The organism is Microvirga vignae, from assembly GCF_001017175.1.
GTDB lineage: Bacteria > Pseudomonadota > Alphaproteobacteria > Rhizobiales > Beijerinckiaceae > Microvirga > Microvirga vignae.
In genome coordinates, this window is record NZ_LCYG01000028.1 from 56,607 (window position 1) to 78,626 (window position 22,020).

The 22,020-nt window shown below is 60.5% G+C and carries 24 protein-coding genes; 17 read left to right on the plus strand and 7 right to left on the minus strand.

Going from position 1 to position 22,020, the window contains the following annotated elements; genetic code table 11:
* The first annotated feature begins 63 nt into the window (after positions 1 to 63).
* Positions 64 to 510 (plus strand): acyl-CoA thioesterase, encoded by a 447-nt coding sequence (locus AA309_RS11880; RefSeq protein WP_047189232.1) that lies wholly within the window; start codon positions 64 to 66, stop codon positions 508 to 510.
* Positions 511 to 545: 35 nt separating this feature from the next.
* Here AA309_RS11880 and AA309_RS11885 read toward each other — a convergent pair whose 3' ends face one another.
* On the minus strand, positions 546 to 1,061 hold the full coding sequence (locus AA309_RS11885) for a hypothetical protein (protein WP_150117511.1): 516 nt from the start codon (positions 1,059 to 1,061) through the stop codon (positions 546 to 548).
* Between the two features lie 203 nt (positions 1,062 to 1,264).
* On the opposite strand from AA309_RS11885, the gene AA309_RS35175 reads away from it, so the two are divergent.
* The 6 genes from AA309_RS35175 (at position 1,265) to AA309_RS11915 (ending at position 6,305) form a co-directional block, all read left to right on the plus strand.
* Positions 1,265 to 1,405: a hypothetical protein gene (locus AA309_RS35175; RefSeq protein WP_160310443.1), complete on the plus strand. Its 141-nt coding sequence runs from the start codon at positions 1,265 to 1,267 to the stop codon at positions 1,403 to 1,405.
* Between the two features lie 180 nt (positions 1,406 to 1,585).
* A complete protein-coding gene (locus AA309_RS11890) occupies positions 1,586 to 2,023 on the plus strand; it encodes a universal stress protein (RefSeq protein WP_047189234.1) in 438 nt (145 codons plus the stop codon).
* A gap of 481 nt (positions 2,024 to 2,504) precedes the next feature.
* A complete protein-coding gene (locus AA309_RS11900) occupies positions 2,505 to 3,692 on the plus strand; it encodes a hypothetical protein (RefSeq protein ID WP_047189261.1) in 1,188 nt (395 codons plus the stop codon).
* Complete coding sequence (locus tag AA309_RS11905) at positions 3,692 to 4,087, plus strand: hypothetical protein (RefSeq protein WP_047189236.1); 396 nt, start codon at positions 3,692 to 3,694, stop codon at positions 4,085 to 4,087. The genes AA309_RS11900 and AA309_RS11905 overlap by 1 nt, the downstream gene beginning before the upstream one ends.
* A gap of 36 nt (positions 4,088 to 4,123) precedes the next feature.
* The gene (locus AA309_RS11910; protein ID WP_047189237.1) at positions 4,124 to 4,663 is read left to right on the plus strand and encodes a YcnI family copper-binding membrane protein; all 540 of its coding nucleotides are present in this window, start codon (positions 4,124 to 4,126) and stop codon (positions 4,661 to 4,663) included.
* 43 nt (positions 4,664 to 4,706) lie between these two features.
* Positions 4,707 to 6,305 carry a copper resistance CopC/CopD family protein gene (locus tag AA309_RS11915; RefSeq protein ID WP_047189238.1) on the plus strand — a complete coding sequence of 533 codons (1,599 nt, stop codon included), beginning with the start codon at positions 4,707 to 4,709 and terminating at the stop codon, positions 6,303 to 6,305.
* Between the two features lie 41 nt (positions 6,306 to 6,346).
* On the opposite strand, the gene AA309_RS11920 is transcribed toward AA309_RS11915, so the two are convergent.
* Positions 6,347 to 7,225, minus strand: coding sequence for a ferritin family protein (locus tag AA309_RS11920; protein WP_047189239.1), 879 nt, complete (start codon positions 7,223 to 7,225; stop codon positions 6,347 to 6,349).
* 64 nt (positions 7,226 to 7,289) lie between these two features.
* Between AA309_RS11920 and AA309_RS34210 the strand changes: the two genes are divergently transcribed.
* The 8 genes from AA309_RS34210 to AA309_RS11955 all read left to right on the plus strand — a co-directional run bounded on the left by AA309_RS34210 (position 7,290) and on the right by AA309_RS11955 (position 16,586).
* The gene (locus AA309_RS34210; RefSeq protein ID WP_150117512.1) at positions 7,290 to 7,469 is read left to right on the plus strand and encodes a hypothetical protein; all 180 of its coding nucleotides are present in this window, start codon (positions 7,290 to 7,292) and stop codon (positions 7,467 to 7,469) included.
* Between the two features lie 68 nt (positions 7,470 to 7,537).
* On the plus strand, positions 7,538 to 9,877 hold the full coding sequence (locus AA309_RS11925) for a 4Fe-4S binding protein (protein ID WP_425286870.1): 2,340 nt from the start codon (positions 7,538 to 7,540) through the stop codon (positions 9,875 to 9,877).
* Positions 9,878 to 9,895: 18 nt separating this feature from the next.
* Entirely contained in the window at positions 9,896 to 11,833 is a 1,938-nt protein-coding gene (nosZ, locus tag AA309_RS11930) for a TAT-dependent nitrous-oxide reductase (RefSeq protein ID WP_047189240.1), read from the plus strand.
* Between the two features lie 3 nt (positions 11,834 to 11,836).
* The gene (locus AA309_RS11935) at positions 11,837 to 13,237 is read left to right on the plus strand and encodes a nitrous oxide reductase family maturation protein NosD (protein WP_047189241.1); all 1,401 of its coding nucleotides are present in this window, start codon (positions 11,837 to 11,839) and stop codon (positions 13,235 to 13,237) included.
* On the plus strand, positions 13,234 to 14,151 hold the full coding sequence (locus tag AA309_RS11940) for an ABC transporter ATP-binding protein (protein WP_047189242.1): 918 nt from the start codon (positions 13,234 to 13,236) through the stop codon (positions 14,149 to 14,151). The genes AA309_RS11935 and AA309_RS11940 overlap by 4 nt, the downstream gene beginning before the upstream one ends.
* On the plus strand, positions 14,151 to 14,981 hold the full coding sequence (locus tag AA309_RS11945; RefSeq protein WP_047189243.1) for an ABC transporter permease: 831 nt from the start codon (positions 14,151 to 14,153) through the stop codon (positions 14,979 to 14,981). Before AA309_RS11940 ends, AA309_RS11945 begins: the two co-directional genes overlap by 1 nt.
* On the plus strand, positions 14,978 to 15,577 hold the full coding sequence (locus tag AA309_RS11950; protein WP_047189244.1) for a nitrous oxide reductase accessory protein NosL: 600 nt from the start codon (positions 14,978 to 14,980) through the stop codon (positions 15,575 to 15,577). Before AA309_RS11945 ends, AA309_RS11950 begins: the two co-directional genes overlap by 4 nt.
* Positions 15,578 to 15,587: 10 nt before the next feature.
* On the plus strand, positions 15,588 to 16,586 hold the full coding sequence (locus AA309_RS11955) for an FAD:protein FMN transferase (protein ID WP_047189245.1): 999 nt from the start codon (positions 15,588 to 15,590) through the stop codon (positions 16,584 to 16,586).
* Between the two features lies 1 nt (position 16,587).
* On the opposite strand, the gene AA309_RS11960 is transcribed toward AA309_RS11955, so the two are convergent.
* The 5 genes from AA309_RS11960 to ubiT all read right to left on the minus strand — a co-directional run bounded on the left by AA309_RS11960 (position 16,588) and on the right by ubiT (position 19,784).
* A complete protein-coding gene (locus AA309_RS11960) occupies positions 16,588 to 16,776 on the minus strand; it encodes a helix-turn-helix domain-containing protein (RefSeq protein ID WP_047189246.1) in 189 nt (62 codons plus the stop codon).
* 14 nt (positions 16,777 to 16,790) lie between these two features.
* Positions 16,791 to 17,168, minus strand: coding sequence for a hypothetical protein (locus AA309_RS11965; protein WP_047189247.1), 378 nt, complete (start codon positions 17,166 to 17,168; stop codon positions 16,791 to 16,793).
* Positions 17,169 to 17,255: 87 nt separating this feature from the next.
* Complete coding sequence (gene ubiV, locus AA309_RS11970) at positions 17,256 to 18,164, minus strand: ubiquinone anaerobic biosynthesis protein UbiV (protein WP_047189263.1); 909 nt, start codon at positions 18,162 to 18,164, stop codon at positions 17,256 to 17,258.
* A 19-nt stretch (positions 18,165 to 18,183) separates the two neighbouring features.
* Complete coding sequence (ubiU, locus tag AA309_RS11975; protein WP_047189248.1) at positions 18,184 to 19,161, minus strand: ubiquinone anaerobic biosynthesis protein UbiU; 978 nt, start codon at positions 19,159 to 19,161, stop codon at positions 18,184 to 18,186.
* Positions 19,152 to 19,784: a ubiquinone anaerobic biosynthesis accessory factor UbiT gene (ubiT, locus tag AA309_RS11980; RefSeq protein ID WP_244470331.1), complete on the minus strand. Its 633-nt coding sequence runs from the start codon at positions 19,782 to 19,784 to the stop codon at positions 19,152 to 19,154. Before ubiT ends, ubiU begins: the two co-directional genes overlap by 10 nt.
* 39 nt (positions 19,785 to 19,823) lie before the next feature.
* On the opposite strand from ubiT, the gene AA309_RS11985 reads away from it, so the two are divergent.
* Entirely contained in the window at positions 19,824 to 21,341 is a 1,518-nt protein-coding gene (locus tag AA309_RS11985) for a UbiD family decarboxylase (protein WP_047189249.1), read from the plus strand.
* Positions 21,338 to 21,919: a UbiX family flavin prenyltransferase gene (locus tag AA309_RS11990; protein WP_047189250.1), complete on the plus strand. Its 582-nt coding sequence runs from the start codon at positions 21,338 to 21,340 to the stop codon at positions 21,917 to 21,919. The genes AA309_RS11985 and AA309_RS11990 overlap by 4 nt, the downstream gene beginning before the upstream one ends.
* Positions 21,920 to 22,020 lie beyond the last annotated feature (101 nt).

Here is a 22,020-nt window from a genome sequence, read left to right on the forward strand (position 1 = left end):
GCCATAGGACCTTTTGCTGTCGCTCCCTTTGCTGTTCTATGGCCGAGGCTCAAGGACAAAACGATGATTGATACGAACTCTCAACGCCCGCTAGAGGCGTATCCGCACAGGACGTCCGCCGAGATCCGCTATGCGGACATGGACCGACAGGGGCACGTGAACAACGCGGTCTTCGCCACCTACTCGGAAATCGGCCGGGTGGCTTTCATGTATGATCCTGAAAGGCCGCTCGCGCCCAAAGGCACGAGCTTCGTGATCGCACGGCTGCTGATCGATTTCCGCTCCGAGCTCTTCTGGCCCGGTACCGTCAATATCGGCACAGGGGTTCTCAAAGTCGGCCGCAGCTCGTTCACGCTGGCGCAGGGCATGTTCAATGACGGTCGTCTCGCCGCGACGGCGGAGGCCACCATCGTCATGGTCGACAAACAGACGCGCCGCCCGACGCCGCTTCCCGCGGATACGGTGGGCGTCCTGCATAGCCTTCGGCTGGACGACCTGCCTCAGGATTGAAGCAGGTCCGATCACGAGAAGGATTGCTGATCTTGTCAGCTGGACAGATCGAGCTTGCAGGTTTTGCGGAACGTGTCGAATGCATCGTCAGATCCACCGACATCGAACACATACTGATTATTGCTCATCTCGACAGCGACCTTGCCCTTGGCCGCTCCGATCATCTTGATCGCCGCTCTGAACGCCTCTTCCGTTCGACCATAACCGGAGATGGGGAGCTCATACATCAGATATCCCTCGTCCTCGACCGGAGCGAAGGGCAATTTGAAAACCTCTCCCTTGTCGACTCTGAGGCTGAAGACCTCGAACTCTTCGTACTTGGCCGCCTTGTCATAGCGGGTTCCCGTATAGACGTACAAAGAAATGGATTTGTCCTTGTCGTCCCAGCACTTCATGGCAAGTGCCACGTCGTCGTCACCGTCCAGAGTCGTTTCCATATAGGCGACCTTGTCATCGGTCATGGGATCTTCGTCGACATCGGTTTCCCATTTTGCGATGGCCGGCGCGCCCAGCAACAACGTTGCCGCGACTGCAGCTATAAAGCATTTCATGATATGCCCCCTTGTCAGCATCCTGATCCTGAGCAGTAAGCTCTAAGGAAGTCCAGATGGTGGAATGGAGGCTTGGCTCCAATCTGCTGATGCGCGTCGCCGGTCCTCCGTTCGGGCGGCTTCCGTTTTGGACGCCCTTTTAAGAGCAATCGCCTCCCTCCGCGTGCAGCCCTAGAAATCACGCTGGATGCGTGGAGCAGACCATGCAGGACGAGGATGCCGAGCCAATTCTGGAAGTCCGATCCCAGTCGCCGGCGAACGACCGCTTAGCGCTGGTGATGGATTGGGTCGGCCTGTCAGCAGCCGTCGGCATGATCGTGGCTGCCGTTACCGTTGCGACGTGATCCGTCTACTGGCGCAAGGCAAGGCTCCTGCACGCCCTCAGAACCGTTCCGTCCCTAGGCCTTGCGGAAAACTGCATGTAACATCCTTCAATTGGATTATAATCAACTCCAATATCCAAGGTTGGGCTGATCATGGCTCCATCGCGAGGGGAAGCTGAGCAGCCTAGCGAGGAGGTTCCGATGTACAGGCACATTCTGATCGCAACGGACGGATCATTTCTGGCGTCACGCGGTGTCGCGCATGGCGTTCAACTGGCCAAGGCGCTAAACGCCAAGGTTACTCTTCTTACGGTCTCGGAGCGCTTTCACGCCTTCAGTCTGGAGGCCGAGCAGCTTGAAGAGACAGCCTCGTCCTTCAAGGAGCACGTGGCGAAGGAGGCGTCGAAAACTCTCGAAGAGGCAGCCAAGGTGGCTGCGGATGCGGGCGTCGAGGCAAGTCCCATCCACCGTGAGGACGACGAACCTTATCAGGCCATCGTTCGTACTGCGGAAGGCCGAGGCTGTGACCTGATCGTCATGGCATCCCACGGCCGCGGTGGCGTTTCCGCCATGTTTCTCGGCAGCGAGACCCTGAAAGTTCTTTCACACTCGAAGCTGCCGGTCCTTGTCGTCCGCTAACCCCCTTTTCGGGAATGGGCCCCTCGCTCAAGCCACTGATGTGAGGGGCTCGTCGTTCTGACCATGCAATAGACAAGCTGGATCAGCCTCAGTTCCGTTTCCGTTCTCAAGATCACGATGCGGGTGCTCGACTTCGAACGGCAGGTCTGGCGCAGGTGATCGTCATGGACACTGGTGATCGTCATGGAGACTAAAGCATCGGACCCAAAGGGGATTCCACTTTTGGGATCGATGCTCTCCTTCTGGAGGAGCGCATCGTGTAACGCGGAAAACCGCGTCCCCTTTTCACTGACGTGGCCCTTCGGGTCCGCACGATGCGCCAGACCATCTCCGTCTCTGGGACGGATCAACTGACGTCCATAGAGGCTGGCCGCTCGAACTCATGGATCTCGTTTGCGCTCCATCAAAGACGAGTCTCCCTAGACGAGAGATGTTCCTCAACACCTTGAGGCTCCTCATGCGTCTTTTTCTTGGAGGTCCAATGTCGGCGTCACTGCCAGCACACGCATGTGGCGAAAAGACTCCGCGCGTGCTGTCCGCCCGGCAGAAGCGGCGCGTTCACTCGTTCATTCTGTTGACTGCCGCCCTGATTGTATTTGCTGGATTCTATGGAGCCCTTGAGCGCCTCGGCTGGATCCTGCCGCATGGCACAACGCTCGCAGGGATCCATGGGCCGATCATGATATGCGGGCTTTTTGGAACCCTGATCAGCCTCGAGCGTGCTGCCGCCCTTGGGTCCATATGGAGCTACGTTGCCCCTACTCTATCGGTGCTTGGAAGTCTCGCTTTAATTGCTGGCGCTCCTATGGAAGTGGGTGCGCTTGCCTATGTCATGGCAGCATTCCTGCTGGCCGGAGGATCGCTTTTCATCACGCTTCAGCAGCCCGCCCTCTTTACAGGAACGCTGTTGTTCGGAGCCTTGGCGTGGCTCGCTGGAAATGTGCTCTGGCTCATGGGCCTTTCGGTCCCCGAGGTCTCCGGCTGGTGGGTCAGTTTCCTGATCCTCACCATCGCAGGCGAGCGTCTCGAGATGAGCCGTATCGTGGCACCCCAGCGCAAAGGCGAATTCCTATTCCTCTTCGCCATCAGCCTGCTTGCAGCCGGAGCGCAGAACCAGCTGACAGGCGAGAATGGCGCCATTCTGTTTGGCAGCGCTCTCATCGTGCTGGCTGCCTGGCTCCTGCGTCATGACATTGCCCGCCTGAACATCCTGCGGACAGGGCAAACTCAGTTCATGGCCGTATGCATGATGTCGGGATATGCTTGGCTGGCGATCGTCGGAGCATTACTGATCGCAGCCCCCGCCAGCAACGGCTTCGCGTACGGCGCCATTCTTCACGGATTGCTGGTCGGCTTCGTCCTGTCCATGGTGTTCGGCCATGCCCTCATCATACTTCCGGCTGTTGCCGGAATCCGCATTCGCTATTCATCTGCACTCTATGGGCCATTGATGCTCCTGCATGCCTCGATGGCCCTGCGCCTGGTCTGCGACCTCACGGACTGGACCAGCGGACGGCAAGCCAGCGGGATCGTAACTCTCTTTGCACTCGTAGGGCTCGCCAGTATTCTGGCTCTCACCTCGCGCCGGAGCCGCAGGCGCCTTTCCAGCGACAAAGGCCAGATCATCCACGGCGATGTCGTTGATGCGCCTGCCCCGGAGCCTAGGTAATGGCCATGCTCGTTCCAAGGCATGTTGCTGGGTGGGCTCGAAAGGCAACTGCCTTTATTTCCGCCTTGGTGTTGGCTCTCCACATTCTCTTGATCGCTCTGGGGGCTGGCCGCGCCACCGACGGCGCGATGGAGAATGCCAGCATTCATGCCGCCCACATGGCGCAGGCGACAGATCACAATGCTGACATGCCCGAAGGAGGTATGACGCACAAGGTTCCGTGCTGTATCTTCGGCGCGCATCCCGGGCTGCCTCCTTCTCCCACTGGGTATGCTTCCTGGCTTTGGCCAAGGATTGAATCTCATATTCTTGCATTCCAGCATCCGACGGAAGCAGCAGCAAACATCGTCCTGTTTCGTCCCATCGGCCCGCGCGCGCCTCCTGCAGCTGCCTGAGCCGCCACACGAAACTCTCTTCAACAGGACTGAATCATGTTTACAGATCGCTTTCGTTCGATGCTTGTCGCGTCGTCTCTCATTGCTCTTGCAGGCCCTGCCTTGGCTCACACGACCCTTGAAACGCAGCAAGCGCCTGTCAACTCAACATACAAGGCCGTGCTGCGTGTCGGCCACGGTTGCGACGGCGCGCCGACCTTGAAATTAAGGGTGCGTGTTCCGGAGGGCGTGATTGCCGTCAAGCCCATGCCCAAATCCGGGTGGACGATGGAGACGGTCAAAGGAACCTACGACCAGCCTTATGACTACCATGGGACTCCCACCACCGAGGGCGTGAAGGAAATCATCTGGACAGGCAAGCTGCTGGACGAACACTACGACGAGTTCGTCTTCCGTGCGTTCCTGACGGACCACCTCAAGCCTGATACCACGTTGTATTTTCCAACCGTACAGGAATGCGGCGGCGGCAAAGCGGATCGGTGGATTGAGATCCCTGCGGAGGGCAAGAAGGTGGATGATTACAGGTATCCCGCTCCCGGGCTGAAGCTCTTGCCCGCAAAGGCTGAGACCCATTGATTGATGAGAAGAGCCACGCCCTGGCTCTCTCTAGGATCGAACCATGCGCGTGCTCTTCACGATTATCTGGTTTGCGCTCGCCCTTCTATGTGGCGAGCGCGCCTTCGCGCATGCGGCACTTGTCTCCTCGAATCCTGCGGATGGAGCCGTCGTCGAGACGGCTCCATCCAAGGTAGAGCTACGCTTCAACGAGCCCGTTGCTCCTTTGACTGCCAATCTGGCGGACGCGCAGGGACGGGTTCATCACGGGCTGCCTGTTGCCGGCCATGACACCATTCTCGATATCACCCTACCAGCCGATCTCCCCCTCGGCAGTCATGTCCTGAGCTACCGTGTGGTTTCGGGTGACGGTCACCCGATCAGCGGTTCCGTTGTTTTCTCGATTAGAACGTCATCGGCAGTCAGAACAGGTTCGGACGCGAAACAATCCTGGGATGTCCACGTCGCTCTCTGGCTTTCGCGGATGCTGGTTCATCTGGGATTGTTCGCAGGCGTGGGAGGCGTGTTCTTCCAAAGATGGATCGCGCCCACCCTCCCGTCTCGGAAAACCGCTCAAATATTGACCATCCTCCTTGGTGTCGGAGCCGGAGCGGCACTGGCCTCTCTGGCTTTTCAAGGACTTGATGCTCTCGGGCTTTCGCTCACCGATTTGGGATCGCCTCTTGTATGGTCGGCCGGATGGCGGACATCGTTTGGTCCGACGATCGCGGCCGCGCTGACTGCGTTCGCAGTAGCATCGGCCAGCAAGCAAGTCAGAGTGGAGACGTGGGGGCGAGGGTTGAGCCTTTTGGGTCTCGTCGGCGTTGGAGTATCGATGACACTGAGCGGTCATGCCAGCTCGGCGTCTCCTCAATGGCTGATGCGTCCTGCCGTGTTCCTGCACAGCATCGGGGTTGCTTATTGGGTCGGAGCCCTGATCCCATTGATGCTGCTTCTGCGCCAGGCTCCGCCTTTGCTGGCCCTTCCGGTTGTTCGCCGGTTCTCGTCCGGAGCGCTTGTTGCTGTGGGGCTCATGAGTTTGGCTGGCGTTATGCTGGCGGTGGTCCAGGTCGCCGCGCCCGCCAATCTTATCGGCACGGCCTACGGCCGGATTCTCGTTGTAAAGACGTTGCTTGTCACGGGGCTCCTCGGCTTGGCAGGCATGAATCGTCTTTGGCTCACACCAGCGCTAACGGCTCCCGCAGGATCTGGTCGGAAGTGGCTCATACGATCCATCGTGACCGAGACTGCGCTCGTTGTAGCCATTCTCGCACTTGCAGGGTTGTGGCGTTTCACTCCTCCCCCACGAGTGCTTGCATCCGCGCCAGAGATCAGCTCTTCGACAAGTGTTCATCTGCATGCACCCAAACTCATGGCGCAAGTCACCCTCTTTCCAGGGCGTAGCGGAGCGACGCGAGCGAAAATCCTCGTCGCCTCCGTGCATGGGGAGTCCGTGGATGCCAAAAAGATTTCACTGGTCTTGGCAAAGCCCGATTCAGGAATCGAACCCATTGAGCGCCCTGCCGTGAAAACAGGAAGAAGCGAATGGTCTGTCGATGGTTTGGTGCTGCCGCTGCCGGGGTCCTGGCAAGTCAAGGTCGAGGTCCTCGTCGACGACTTCGAAAAAGCCAGTCTGGAAGGGCTTATCACGATCAGGCCTTGACCGGGTAACGGCAGTCGTCAGATCACACCATGAGATTTCGTTTAATCTCTCCGGAGTTCCGGGAGATCGGCGCGCAGCCAGGCTAGCCGCGCAATGGCACGTCCGGCTAGCATTTGAGCCTGCTCCAGTTCTTTTTCGTCTCGGAGAGAATCGCCGGCGGCCAGATAACGATCGGTGAGCAATTCGGCCAAAGCCAAGGTATCATCCAAAGCCGACCGCGTTGCTGCCGGCCCAGGAACAGACAGGGGGAAACGCTCAAGCTCCTCTGCATGGCGACGCGCTTCCTCAGCGAAGTTCTGGAGGCGCGAGCGCTCCTCTGAATGCGGCGCTTGAGCCGCCATGGACTTCAGCAGATCTGCAAGCCGCCTTTCCAAGCGGGCAGCGTCACTCTCGCTCCCCTGCGCATCTGAGCCAGCCTGCTCACGCTGCGCATGAAATGCATTCCGCCGCTCGCGCCGAAGCGTGGAGACGTGCTCCAACTCCTCATGGGCCATTGTCTCCGCCGCCTGACGAACTTCGGCCAACCCCGCATGTGCGGCGACATAAGTCCAAAAGGCAAAGGCGCGCTCCTCGTTGCGGACCGCCATGGAAAGGGCACGGTAGGCACTCAGCAGGTGAGGATCGGTTGTTGCAGCCCCTTCATCATCGAAGGTTTCAGGAAGCTGCCACCGAATAAGAGTCGGGTCGGGATCCTTTCCCTTCGTCTTCTGCGACCAGTGAACGACATTGTCGAGGTGACCTCTCTCATCGGCTGAGAGACGCTCGAAGACCTCGGCCAGGGCTGGATTGCCCTCCCGGCGCATGCGCTCGGCAATCTCGGCATAGCGAGTCGCCGCCTCGTGCTCCATGGCGGATGCAATGGCAAACAGTTCCTCGAGAGATCGTACGGACCCTGCAGGCTCAGCTTTCAGAAGCGGCATCCGGCTCTCCAGACATTATGGGTCAAGCATCGCAAAAAAGGCGGGGGAGCGCCAGACGTTGACAATGAACTATCTTGCCGTCACCTTGCGCCAGATCAATGAACGCTCTGCTGAAGCGCCCCATGATGCGCTGGGTTCGTTGACCGCCTTACCCGTCAGCGCACCTCGGAAAATGCATTGGCCGGGACTGGAACGTTTTCCGCTCGCCAGCCGGTTTGTTTTTTCCGTTCAGAAACCTTTCTGAATGCGGACGGTCCCCTGTTGGAAAGATTGCGTCTTCTGCATCTCGCCCCATCACGGCTCATCCCTTGCCTGCAGACAGTGCTGATCGGGATCTTCTCCATCATTGTGCTTGTCACGCTGGCGGGTCAGGCTCTGGCAGCCGGACGTGTGCAGGAGTTTCTCCCCAAAGCTCGACCGGGCGAACTCATCCCGGGAGCCGACAGATTCGGTCAGGCCGAAGGCGATCCGCCTCTCATTCCTGCCTTTGATGGAGAGCGCCTTCTCGGGTACGTTTATCTGAATTCCGATTTCACGAGTACCGTCGGCTATTCCGGCAAACCGATTCACATGCTGGTCGGAATCGACCCGCAAGGGACGATCCGGGGCATCAAGCTTGTCGACCACAAAGAGCCCATTGTTCTCATCGGCATTCCGGAGCAGCGCATCGTCGCTGCGGTGAACACGCTTGTCGGAAAGGACATGAAGCCGGTTGCGACCGGGGCCGAGCGCCCATCCCAGGTTGACATCGTCAGCGGAGCGACCGTGACGATCCTGGTGATGGGCGACAGCGTCGTACGCTCCGCAGTTCGAATCATCCGCAGCGGACGCCTTGACGGAGCGGGGCCGGTGGCTCGCGCCAATGCTTCCGCCGCTATCATCAAGAACCTCGATCTCAGCAAGAGCGAAATCAGGGATTGGCAAACCCTTCTCGGCGACGGTTCGGTTCGCCGCCTGTCACTCACTGTCGGCGAAGTCAATGACGCCTTTGCGAAGGCAGGCAATCAGGAAGCTGCGAACAACGCTGAAACGAACGAGCCTTCCGACACTTTCATCGACCTGTACCTTGCACCCGTCAGCGTGCCGACCATCGGACGCAGTCTCCTCGGCGATGCTGGTTACGAGCAGTTGCGCGCTCGTCTCAAGCCGGACCAGCAGGCCATCATCGTGGCTGGCGATGGCGCTTACTCGTTCAAGGGATCGGGCTATGTTCGCGGCGGCATCTTCGACCGCATCGAACTCTTGCAGGATGGCCAGAGCACCCGTTTCCGCGACCGCAACCACACCCGTCTCGGAGCATTGGCTGCCGATGGCGCGCCGGACCTGCGAGAGATCGCCCTCTTCGTCGTTCCCGAGGATTTCAGGCTCGATCTGACCGAACCCTGGCAGTTGCAACTGCTCGTGCAGCGCAACGTCGGCGCCCGCGACAAGGCCTTCCTGACCTACAATCTCGAGTACACGCTACCGGACCAGTACCTGCGGGTCGAGCAGCCCCCGCCTGCGGCAGCGGCTCCCGGCCAACCGCAAGCTCAAGCTCAGAGCCAAGTCAGCTCCCCTGCGCAGACACCAACAGCAACACCGACCTTGAGTGACGCGGATGCTCTCGCCGCCGGACCGTTGGAAGAACCGCTCTGGCTCAAGATCTGGAAGACGAATACGGTTTCCATCGGCATCGCGGCGCTCGCGCTTGCCGTCCTCACCGGCATCTTCTTCTTCCAGGACGCCTTGGTGCGACGCCCGGCCATCTACGTGTGGGTGCGCCGTGCCTATCTGACGTTCATTCTCGTCTGGCTCGGCTGGTACGCCAACGCCCAGCTTTCCGTGGTCAACGTCCTGACGTTCACCAATTCACTCATTACCGGCTTCAATTGGGAATTTTTCCTGGCAGCCCCGCTGATTTTCATCCTCTGGGCGGCCGTCGCGGCGGCGCTGCTGTTCTGGGGACGCGGCCCCTTCTGCGGTTGGCTCTGCCCGTTCGGCGCCCTTCAGGAGCTGACGAACAACATGGCCCAATGGCTGAAGGTGCCGCAGATCACCGTGCCCTGGGGCCTGCACGAGCGCCTCTGGCCGATCAAGTACATCATCTTCCTCGGCCTGTTCGGCCTCTCGCTCTACAACATCGCGCTGGCCGAGGTCTTTGCCGAGGTGGAGCCGTTCAAGACAGCTATCATCCTGAAATTCGTCCGGGACTGGCCCTTCGTGATCTATGCCCTGACCCTGCTCTCGGTCGGCCTGTTCATCGAGCGCTTCTTCTGCCGCTATCTCTGCCCGCTCGGCGCGGCGCTCGCGATTCCCGGCAAGATCCGCATGTTCGAGTGGCTGAAGCGCTGGCCCGAATGCGGCTCTCCTTGCCAGCGCTGCGCTAAGGAATGCCCGGTCCAATCGATCCATCCCGAAGGCTTCATCAACGTCAATGAATGCATCTACTGCATGCATTGCCAGGAGCTTTACCATGACGACCAGCGCTGCCCGCACATGATCCAGGTGCGTCTCAAGCGCGAGAAGCGCGAGGCACTTTCGTCGCCGTCCATGCGCGGGAGCAAAGACGAGGGCAAAGGTCCCGCTAAACCTATCATTACCCACAAGGGAAAGGTCGTCGGAACGCCTACGGATCAGCCAACCACCGCCGACGTCCCGACAACGAGTTCATGAGCAGAGAAGGAGGCTCACGTGTCACAGGAAGAGAAAAAGAACGGTCTCAGCCGGCGCCAAGTGCTCGGGACGACTGCCGTTGCGGCCGCGGCTGGCGCCGCGGGAGTGACGGGTGGCGTCTCTCTGAAGGATGCAGGCGTGATCACGCCCGCCGAGGCGCAGACGGCTCCGTCAGCACGGTCTACCGCCAACAAGTACGAGGTCAAGCCGGGCGAGCTTGACGAGTATTACGTATTCTTCTCCAGCGGTCAGACCGGCGAGGTCCGCATCGTTGGCCTTCCGTCGATGCGTGAATTGATGCGCATCCCTGTGTTCAACCGCGACAGCGCCACGGGCTGGGGCCAGACGAACGAAAGCCTCAAGGTGCTGACCGAGGGCCTGACGCCACAGAACCGCGAGTTCCTGAAGGACCGCGGCGGTATCTTCATGAACGGCGACCTGCATCATCCGCATCCGTCCTTCACAGAGGGTACCTATGATGGGCGTTATCTCTTCGCCAACGACAAGTCCAACACCCGCGTCTGCCGCATCCGGCTCGACGTGATGAAATGTGACAAGATCATCCAGCTACCGAACCAGGCGACGGTGCATGGCCTGCGCGTGCAGAAATACCCGCGCACCGGCTACGTCTTCTGTAACGGCGAGGATCGGATACCGCTTCCGAACGACGGCAAGATTCTGGACGAGCCGAAGAAGTACTCGGGCATGTTCACGGCCGTCGACGGCGACACGATGAAGGTCGCCTGGCAGATCATCGTCGACGGCAATCTCGACAATGTCGATGCCGACTACCAGGGCAAGTACGCCTGGTCGACCTGCTACAACTCGGAGGAAGGCGTGACGCTGGCCGAGATGATGGCCAAGGAGCAGGATTGGGTCGTGATCTTCAACCTCAAGCGCATCGAGGAGGCGGTGAAACGGGGCGACTACCAGGAGATGAATGGAGTGCCGGTCCTCAATGGCCGCCACGGTTCACCCTACACGCGCTATGTTCCGGTCGGCAACAGCCCGCACGGCATCAACACTGCGCCGGACGGCATCCACTTCGTCGCCAACGGCAAGCTGTCGCCGACAGTAACCGTCTTCGACGCGCGCAAGCTCGACGACCTGTTCGACGACAAGATCCAACCACGCGATGTGGTTGTAGCCGAGCCTGAGCTCGGCCTCGGCCCGCTCCATACGGCCTATGACGGCAAGGGCAATGCCTATACGACGCTGTTCCTCGACAGTCAGGTCTGCAAGTGGAACATCGATCTGGCCAAGCGCGCCTACAAGGGCGAGAAGGTCAATCCGGTCATCCAGAAGCTCGATGTGCATTATCAGCCCGGCCACAACCACACCTCCATGGGCCAGACCAAGGAGGCGGACGGCAAGTGGCTCATATCGCTGAACAAGTTCTCGAAGGACCGCTTCCTCAACGTCGGCCCGCTCAAACCCGAGAACGATCAGCTCATCGACATCTCCGGCGACCAGATGGTGGTCGTCCATGACGGTCCGAGCTTCGCCGAACCGCACGATGCCACCATCGTGCACCGCTCGAAGGTTAACCCGGTTCATGTGTGGAAGCGCGACGACCCGTTCTTTGCCGATGCCGTGCAGCAGGCCAAGGCGGATGGCATCACCCTGGAGACAGACTCGAAGGTGATCCGCGAAGGCAACAAGGTGCGGGTCTACATGACCTCGGCCGCCCCGGCGTTCGGGCTTGAGAGCTTCCAGGTGAAGCAGGGCGACGAGGTAACGGTCTACGTCACCAATATCGATGATGTCGAGGACCTGACCCACGGCTTCTGCATCGTCAACTACGGCATCAACATGGAGGTGGCGCCCCAAGCGACGGCATCCGTCACGTTCACGGCCTCGAAGCCCGGCGTATATTGGTACTACTGCACCTGGTTCTGCCACGCGATGCACATGGAGATGCAGGGCCGTATGCTCGTCGAGCCGCAGGCGACCTGACGGATGAGAAACACTCGCACCAGCATTTGTCTGGGGCTGGCGGCGGCCTTCGCCGCCAGTCTCGCCCTGCCCGCTTGGGCCGGGCAGATCGTAGTTACTCCGGGCGAAGGCTCGCCTCAGGAAGCTCTCGAGCGGGCGGCAGACGGCGACGTCGTTCTGTTCAAGGCCGGCGAGCATCGCGGCACTATCCGGATCGCACGCAAGCTGACGGTCGAAGGCGAGCCGGGAGCGGTCCTGATTGGTCCCAGGAAGGGCAGCGTCGTCACGATCTCGGCCCCAGCTGCCATCGTCCGGGGACTGACCATTCGCGCATCGGGAAGGGATCTCGAGAAAATGGATTCCGGCGTCTTCATCGAGAAGGCGGCGGTTGGGGCTATTATCGAGGGGAACCGCGTCGAGGACAATCTCTACGGGGTCTACATTCATGGAGCGCCCGATGCCATCGTCCGAGGAAATGAGATCATCGGCATCCAGGCCGGACGCATGAACGACGCCGGCAACGGTGTCTCGGTGTGGGATGCACCCGGCGCCAAGGTGCTCGACAACAGCTTCCGCTTCGGACGCGACGGAATCTTCTCCATCGCCAGCCGCAAGAACGTGTTTTCCGGCAACCGCTTCCGCGATCTGCGCTTTGCGGTCCACTACATGTATACCAACGATGGCGAGGTCACGGATAACGTCTCCATCGGCAACACCGTCGGCTATGCCATCATGTACTCGCACCGGCTGACGATCCGCGGCAACGTGTCTGACAGCGACCGTGATCGCGGCTTCCTGTTCAATTTCGCAAACGGCTCCCAGATCACCGGCAACGCTGTCTTGGGACGCATTCTGCCGGCCGAGCGCTGGGCCAGGCCGGGTCAGCATGACAACGAGACGCGTGAACACGGTCTGCCTCAAGAGCGTGAGGTCGAGCCGACCCTTGCGGCCGGAGACCGCATCGGACCGGAGAAATGCGTGTTTATCTACAATGCCAACCAGAACCGCTTTCGCGAAAACTGGTTCGAAGGATGCGAGATCGGCATTCACTTCACAGCCGGATCCGAGCGCAACGAGATCGTTGGTAACGCCTTCATCAAGAACCGCAACCAGGTGAAGTACGTCAGCACGCGCTATCTCGACTGGTCCAAGGATGGACGCGGCAACTACTGGAGCGACAACCCGGCTTTCGACCTGAACGGCGATGGCCTCGGCGACAATGCCTATCGTCCCAACGATCTCGTCGACAAGGTGCTCTGGACCGCGCCGCAGGCGAAGGTGCTGATGAACAGCCCGGCCGTTCAGGTGATCCGCTGGGCGCAAGCTCAGTTTCCCGCTCTGCTACCGGGAGGCGTCGTTGACAGCCATCCCCTCATGACGCCGCCTGCGCGTCCGAAAAAGATTGCCGAAGGAGTCAGGCCATGAGCGGGACGGTCGAGATCCGCAATGTCGTGAAGCGCTTCGGCAGGGTCGAAGCGGTCCGCGATGTCTCCTTCGCGCTGCAGAAAGGCGAGACCGTTGCGCTTGTCGGCCACAATGGAGCCGGCAAGACAACCTTGATGAAACTCATGCTCGGTCTGATCCGGCCGACCAGTGGCAGCATTACCGTGCTTGGAGACGATCCGGCTGCGGGTGAGTTCGCAGCCCGCAGACGTTTGGGCTTCCTTCCGGAGAATGTCTCGTTCAACGCGGCGATCACCGGCTACGAGACGCTGTCGTTCTACGCGCGTTTGAAGCGGGAGCCGCAACAATCGATCAAACCGCTCCTTGATCGCGTTGGCCTCACTCATGCAGCCCACCGTCGCGTCGGAACCTATTCCAAGGGCATGCGCCAGCGGTTGGGTCTCGCGCAAGCCCTTCTCGGCGAGCCGCAAGTCCTGTTGCTCGATGAGCCGACGACAGGTCTCGATCCGGCTCTGCGCCACAGCTTCTACGAGATCATCGAGGAATTGCGGGAACGAGGCGCGACACTCCTCCTGTCATCGCATGCTCTGACCGAGCTCGAAGAGCGCGCCGGGCGGGTCATCATCATGAACCGGGGCGTCAAGGTCGCGGACGGGACTCTCGACGAGTTGCGCCGCATGGCTCAAATACCGACCCGCATCCGCCTGAAGGTGACGGATGGCGGCCTTGCCGACATCCCTCGCTGGCTTGGCCCTATCGACAGGTGGCGCCGCGTCAACGGTCACATGATCGAGATCGAAGCCACGCCGGACCGCAAGATCGAAATGCTGCGGCGCGCAACACGCGACGGCTCCCCTGTCGATGATCTTGATGTGATGCCGCCGACCCTCGATGAGCTTTACGCTCACTTCCTTCTCTCGCAGGAGCGCGCATGATGAGAAACATCCTGATTGTCGCGCGTAAGGAAATTCAGGAGGGGCTGCGCAACCGCTGGGTTCTGGCGACGACCCTGCTCCTGGCGGCCTTAGCCTTGACTTTGACGTTCCTCGGCAGCGCCCCTACGGGGAATGTGGGAGTCCGTGCTCTCGACATCGTCATCGTCAGCCTGTCGAGCCTTACGATTTTCCTGCTGCCGCTCATCGCCCTGCTGATCTCGCATGATGCCATCGTGGGCGAAATGGAACGCGGGACAATGCTGCTTCTCCTGAGCTATCCCATTGCGCGCTGGCAGGTTGTGCTCGGCAAGTTTCTGGGCCACCTCGCCATCCTCGCTTTCGCGACTCTTCTTGGTTACGGTGCCGCAGCAGTTGCTCTGGCCGTTACGGGTGAAGTCATCGATGCGGAGAGTTGGAAAGCTTTCGCCTCGATGATCGGATCCTCCGTGCTGCTTGGAGCCGCATTCATCGCGGTCGGCTATCTCGTGAGCGCTTTGGTTCGTGAGCGTGGCACCGCCGCCGGAATCGCCATCGGGATCTGGCTCGTTTTCGTCCTGATCTATGACATGGCCCTGCTCGGCCTGCTTGTCGTCGACCAGGGACAGACGATCTCGGGGAATCTCCTGAGCACCCTGCTTCTCCTGAATCCGACGGATGTCTACCGCCTGTTCAATCTCAGCGGCTCCGGCAATGTCAGCGCCCTTTCCGGCATGGCCGGGGTTGCGCAGAATACCGCGTTGAGCTCGTCGGTTCTTCTGGCCGCGCTGGCAGTCTGGGCTCTCTTTCCGCTTGGACTTGCGACCCTTGCCTTCTCCAGGAGAGAATTATGAGAAAGATCGCTCTCTTTGCCGCCTTTGCCGGCACTCTCATCCTCTTCGGCTGCAACGATCAGAGGACGGCTGAGGCTCCGCCGCCGCCACAGGAGATGACGGCTTCAGACATTGGTCATTACTGCGGCATGAATGTCATGGAGCATCCGGGACCGAAGGGGCAGATCATTCTTGCAAGCCGGAAGGAGCCGGTTTGGTTCTCCTCCGCGCGCGATGCGATTTCCTTCACCCTTCTCCCTGAGGAGCCCAAGGATATTCGCGCGATTTATGTGTCCGACATGGCGAAGGCCCCTGATTGGGGCAAGCCGGGGACAACAAATTGGGTTGATGCGAAGCAGGCCTCGTTCGTCATCGGCAGTCGCATGAAAGGCGGCATGGGCGGTGAGGAGGCCGTGCCGTTCTCCGACAGGGGCGCGGCTGAAAAATTCGCTGTCGAGAACGGTGGCCGCGTCGTGACCTTCACAGATGTGCCGAAGGATTATGTCCTGGGCGGCACGGCCGAGACCACAAGCTCGATGGGACAAGGACCAGCGGCGAGTGAACCGCATGAGGGACACGCTGCGCCTCCTGCTCCGCAGAACGGCCATGTCCACTAGGAGGGAAGAGATGTCCCATTCCTTCTCCCGCAGACGCTTCATCGGCATCACCGCAGCGGCCGCTGGTCTCGGCTTGCTGCCGGTCGACCGAGAGGCGAAGGCTGAGGCTGAACTCGTGGAGTGGCAAGGGCAGGTCATGGGGGCCATGGCAAGCCTGCGGATTCATCATCACGATCGCCCTGCCGCCAACCGCCTGATCGAACGTTCGGTTGCCGAGATGCGCCGCTTCGAGCGGATCTTCAGCCTCTATCGTGAGGATTCTGCGCTTTGCACCCTCAACCGTACGGGAATGCTCGTTGCGCCGCCTGCGGAACTCGTCGAACTCCTGTCGGAATGCCGTCGTTTTGCCGACCTGACGGGCGGAGCCTTCGACCCGACCGTTCAAGCATTGTGGACTCTTTATCGGGATCACTTCGCGAAACCTGGAGCCGCTCCAAAGGGCCCCTCCGAATCATCCATCCAAGCGGCGCTGGAGCGCGTGAGCTTTGACACAGTTCTGTTCGACCGCAACCGGATCGTCCTCAGCCGGCCCGGCATGGCTCTCACTCTGAACGGCATCGCCCAGGGCTACGCCACCGACCGTGTCGTGAGCCTCCTGCGACAGGAGGGAATCGGCAACAGTCTTGTCGATATGGGAGAGAGTCGGGCTGTCGGCTCACGCCCGGATGGAGCGCCCTGGCGCATCGGCATTGCTGATCCGGACCAGCCGGAGCGGATCGGAGAGACATTGGAAGTCGCTGATCAGGCCGTCGCAACATCAGGTTCTTATGGCTTCCGGTTCGATTCTGCCGGACGCTTCAATCACCTTTTCGATCCACGAAGCGGGACCTCGACGCATCTGCACAAGAGCGCGACCGTCGCAATGCCGACGGCAACAGCGGCGGATGCCTTGTCGACGGCGTTCAGCCTCCTGCCCGTTGCGGAGATTTCCGACATCCTTCGCAGGATCGGCGTGGGACGTGTCTCCCTCATCACTAGCGCAGGAGAGAAACACTCCCTGGCCGCATAACTCATTGGGAAGCGCCCTCCGATTTTGAAGACGCGCCCTTGTAAATGACGCTGGCCACAGCCTCCACGTCGGCGATCACCAGCCGACGCCGATAACGCCTGATCTGACGTTGGCTCTCCCAAGCCCCAAGGGTCCGGCTTACCGTCGGCAGGGTGCTGCCGATCAGATCGGCGAGGTCCTGCCGGCTCACCGGGAACGGAATCTCTATGCCCTCGTTGCCGACTTCAGCGCCTCGATAATCTCAAGGTTCGGACAATAGCTCCTTACTGCGAAGGTTTGCCCGCGATCAAGGTCGCGTCGACAATGGTGAGTCTTCGCACAAATAGAGCAGGTGATGCTCATGCCGCGCATGACATTCCCATATCGCCGCTCGATTCTCTCAGGTGCAAGATTGAGGGCACGCATCAAGCGCGGCAATTCACCGCCGGCCGCGTCACCATATGATGCCATCTGCTTCAGCCGCTCCGTGGAAAGTCCGACATCGCGAGAGAGGGCGTCAACCTCGCCTGCATCGAGGAGATTCAGTTCCCGTACCGCCGCCCATCTGAACCGTAAATTCGCGATCGCTGCAACCAAGTTCACGGCAAGCCTCCTCCTCTCTACCTTCGAAGGCTCGCACAAACGCTCCCGCAATTCTTTGCCCTAGCGCAAATTGTAGCGGGTGGCCTTTTATCCCGGCCCGGCTGGAGCTCCCGTCCGATACTCGGCACCGCAAGCCCCCTTGAAGAATCCGTTGGAGAAGGTGGTTCCATCGCAGACGAGTTCCAGGGCATGCTGGGCTTCCTCAGGCCCGAGCTTTCCGTCAGCGACATCACGAAAGATCCTCGCCACGGCAACCATGTCGACTGCCTGTGGTGAGAGTCGGCAGGAAACAACACCCATATCCGCGAGATCGGCTATGTTCTCGATCAGATTGGCGTAGGTCGCCGAGAGTGTCTGAACGCCATTCACGGCCAGAAACGACTGCCCATCCAAGGTGTCGGTCGGAAGGCCGTCCGGGTCCTTTCCGCAGACGAACTGGCAGTTATCCTTCGTGAGCTTGTGAAGACGGGCGTGATAGCAGCGCGCCGAAATCGCAAGCGGCACGCGCCCGAAGGACCAGACCTCCAGCTCGACGTCGGGGCAGCATTTCGCGAGCGCTTCAATGGAGGAAGCCGGCAACTCGGGCGGCAGGCACACCCGGCGGGCGCCGTTTCGCGCCAACCAGGATAGGGTCGCCTCGTTGTAGACATTGACATAAGGCCCGATGGCATGCGGACGCCCGTCCAAATGCGTGAGGCCGGTGATGTCGTTCACCTCCACGAGCAGATCGGCCTCACGGGCGAGGGATGCTGTCTGCTTGCGCTCTCTCCCCAATGTCACGAGAGCCAGCGAACTCAGCAGCACTTCCTTTCCGGCTGACGCCAGGCGCTCCACGACCTCCGGCACCGGATCCTGGAAGAACGGAAGACGCTTCGAGCACACGACCTCTCCGACACAGACGGCGTCGACGGGTGCCTCGTCGGCTATCCTGAAATAAAAGTCCCGCCATGCGTCCGGCTCCCAGTTGTACAGGACCGGCCCGAGTGTCAGCTTCATGATGGTCATCCTTACCTGCTCAGCGCCAGGTTTTGCGGTAGGCGCCGAGAGTGTTGCTTTGCCCCTCGCTCATCGCCAGGAGCATTCCGGCCGGAACAGCGCGGCCTTGCTCCATGGCGGACAGAGCCTCGCGGAAGGAGCGCACGACATTCTCGATGTAGGCGCGGCTGCGTTGCCGTCCTTCGATCTTCAACGCCGTCACCCCGGCATCGCGCAGTCCAGGCAGCAACGTTGCGGCATCAAGGCTGACAGGATCCTCGAAGATGTAGCCGGTGGAGACTTCTGTCTGGAAGCGGCCCTTGCACAGCGTCGGATAGGCTGCCGGCTCTCCGCTGCCGAACTTGTTGATCGTGAAGTCACCGAGACGGGACACCACGGTGCCGCCCGCATTCTCATAGCTTACGTGACTGGCCGGTGAGCACACACCGTTCATGTTGGGCGACAGGCCTGTGGCATAGGATGAGAGAGAGCATCGGCCCTCGGCCATGACACACAGGCCTCCGAAGACGAAAACCTCCACCTCGCAAGCTGAAGCCCGCGTGATGGCGGCGATCTCGGGGATGCTCAACACGCGAGGCAGAACGACGCGCTTCGCATTGAAGCGTTCCACGTAAAAGCAGATCGCATCGGGATTGGCCGCGGCAGCCTGCACGGAGACGTGGAGGCGTGTCCCTGGATAGTGTTCGGCGGCATAGGCCATCAGGCCGATGTCGCAAAGAATGAGTGCATCAGCTCCCGCCGCCACCGCATCGTCAACGGCCTTGTGCCACAGTTCCAATGCACCGGCGCGCGGGAACGTGTTGATCGCCACGAGCACCTTTGCCCCCCGAAAGTGGGCGTATTGAACACCCTCAGTAAGTTCCTCAGGGCTGAAGTTCAAACCGGGAAAATTGCGGGCGTTGGTCTCGTTGCGAAAGCCGCAATAGATCGCATCCGCACCGGCGTCGACAGCCGTGCGAAGAGAAGCCGGCGTGCCGGCCGGGCAGATCAATTCCACGATGTCTCTCCTTGCCGTCTTGAGACGGAAGACAGTCCCTTTTTCTGCTCTCCGCCGAAATATTCGCGGAGCAGCGCCTCACAGAAACGCCCGGGTGGCCCGAGAAGTGAGGCCCCTTCCTGCAGCACGTCCACTCCGGCGTCGTCGACGGCATTGCGGAGAGCAAGAACAGCCTCCATGTCGCCCTCCACGACGATAGCGCGGGAGAAGAAGAGTGCATCGCCGTCGTAGGACCCGTTCACCATGCCGAGCAGGATCTGCAAAGGTCCGGAGATCCTGGCGTCAAGGCGGAGAGGCAGGGAGCGCACGACTGTAAGGCGTGCAGCCTGCGGAGCCGTATCCAGCACGAAGGCGAAGGGCAGATCGGACGGCGCTAATCCATATCGCTTTCCAGCATAGGAGCCGAGGCGCTCGAACATGCGCGGGTGCTGCTGCACGATCCTGCGCAGCACGGCCGAAAGAAAGAGCTGAAACGGGTACAAGGGAAGCGGCCGCAAGGCGAGCGAGACAAGGGGCGGAAGAGCTGTAGCGGGCGTGTTCGATAGAGTCATGATGGCATCCTCGCGACTGCTGTAGATGCAACCGTCAAGCTTGTATTTGAGCTGGAGCAAAGACAGGGACATCTCCCTCCTTCATCGGGATGGCTCATCCCGAGAAAGCCGATGCCACAGCGCGACTTGCCCCTGTTCTCCGATCTTCGCGACTTCATGGACTTCCTCGAAGCCAAGGGTCAGCTCGTCCGGATTTCCGAGCCCATCTCGGTCGCGCATGAGATCACCGAGATTCATCGGCGCGTGCTTCAGGCTAACGGCCCGGCTCTTCTGTTCGAGCGCCCCATTCAACCCGATGGCCGCCCGGCCGAGATGCCGGTTCTCGTGAACCTCTTCGGCACGGTCGAGCGTGTCGCCTGGGGCTGCGGGGTGCATCCGGAGAAATTGAGGGATTTCGGCGAGGCCCTTGCCGAATTGCGTGATCCGCGCCCACCACAGGGGCTCGCTGACGCGTGGAGCAAGATCCCCCTCGCGCGTGCGGCCCTCGCCATGCGCTCGAAAGAGGTCAAGAGCACGAAGCGAACGATTCTGACGGGCGATTCCATCGATCTCGGACGCCTTCCGGTTCAGATCTGCTGGCCCGGCGAGCCATCTCCCCTTATCACCTGGCCTCTCGTCATGACGCGCCCCCCTGAGAGCATCCGCGTGGATGACTACAACGTCGGTGTCTATCGCGTGCAGGTGCTCGACCGGGACGGAGCGATCATGCGGTGGCTCGCGCATCGGGGCGGAGCCCGGCATCACCATCGATGGAAGACCCTCGGCCAACCCATGCCGGCCGCCGTCGTGATCGGCGCCGACCCGTCGACAATCCTGTCCGCCGTGATCCCCTTGCCTGAATCCTTGTCGGAGCTTCGCTTCTCCGGTCTTCTGCGCGGCCAGCGCCCCAGACTCATGTCCTGCACCAGCATTCCGCTTCTTGTGCCTGCGGAGGCTGAAATCGTGATCGAGGGTTACGTCTCGCCTGACGAGACCGCGCCCGAAGGGCCGTTCGGCGATCACACGGGCTATTACAATGCCGTCGAACGCTTTCCTGTCATGCAGGTTACGGCCATCACCATGCGCCCCAACCCGATCTATCTCTCGACCTTTACGGGCCGCGCACCGGATGAGCCATCCCGCATCGGCGAGGCGCTCAATGAAATGTTCGTTCCGATTCTGAAACGCCAGTTTCCGGAAGTCCGCGATGCATGGCTGCCGCCGGAGGCGTGTTCTTATCGGATCGCCATCGTATCTATCGCGAAGCGTTATGCCGGACAGGCCCGCCGCGTCATGCTGGGCCTCTGGTCGCTGCTTCCGCAATTCACCTATACGAAGCTCCTCATCCTGGTCGACGAGGATATTGATATTCGCTCATGGGATGATGTCATGTGGGCTGTCGCGACCCGGTCCGATCCCTCTCGCGATCTCGTCACCATCAACGACACGCCGATCGACTACCTGGATTTCGCATCCCCGAAAGCCGGACTAGGCGGCAAGCTCGGTATTGATGCCACCAACAAGATCGCTTCGGAGACCAGCAGGGAGTGGGGCGAGGTTCTTCGAACGGATGCTGCCGTCACAGCTCGCGTCGATGCGCTTTGGGAAAAGCTCGGACTTCACGCATCCAACATCAGGAGAGTCGCATGAGGTCCTCATCGCGCGTTGTCATCGGCGTCAGCGGCGCTTCAGGCGCGATGCTCGGATTTCGGGCTCTAGAGCTTCTCGCCGCAATGGGCTGCGAAACCCATGTGGTTGTCTCGGCAGGTGCAGAGCGAACCATCGCGCATGAGATCTGCTCCGATGCCCTGGAACGGGTGCAGTCCATGGCTTCTCGTTATCACGCAATCGACGATATCGGCGCGACGATTGCGAGCGGATCCTTCCGCACGGACGGAATGATTGTTGCTCCCTGCTCCATGCGGACCTTGTCGGCGATTGCGACCAGCGCGGCGGATAACCTTCTCGTGCGGACTGCGGATGTCCATTTGAAGGAACGGCGCCGGCTCGTGCTGATGACCAGGGAAACCCCGCTGCATCTGGGACATATTCGCATGATGGCCGCCGCAACGGAGATGGGGGCGATCATTGCGCCTCCGGTTCCTGCGTTTTACCGTAAGCCTGAAACGGTGCTCGACATCATCGACCACACGGCCAAGCGAGCCATCGATTTGTTGAATCTTGGAACTGAGCTTGCAGAGCCCTGGAGCGGTCTCGTTGAGGATTGAAATCCGATCGGAGCGGCAACTTGGACGAATTGCCGCTCCGATGTTTTGCTCCTTGGTGGTCCATCGGAAATGGATAGTGCCGCCGCGCTGGTGCGGCGGCG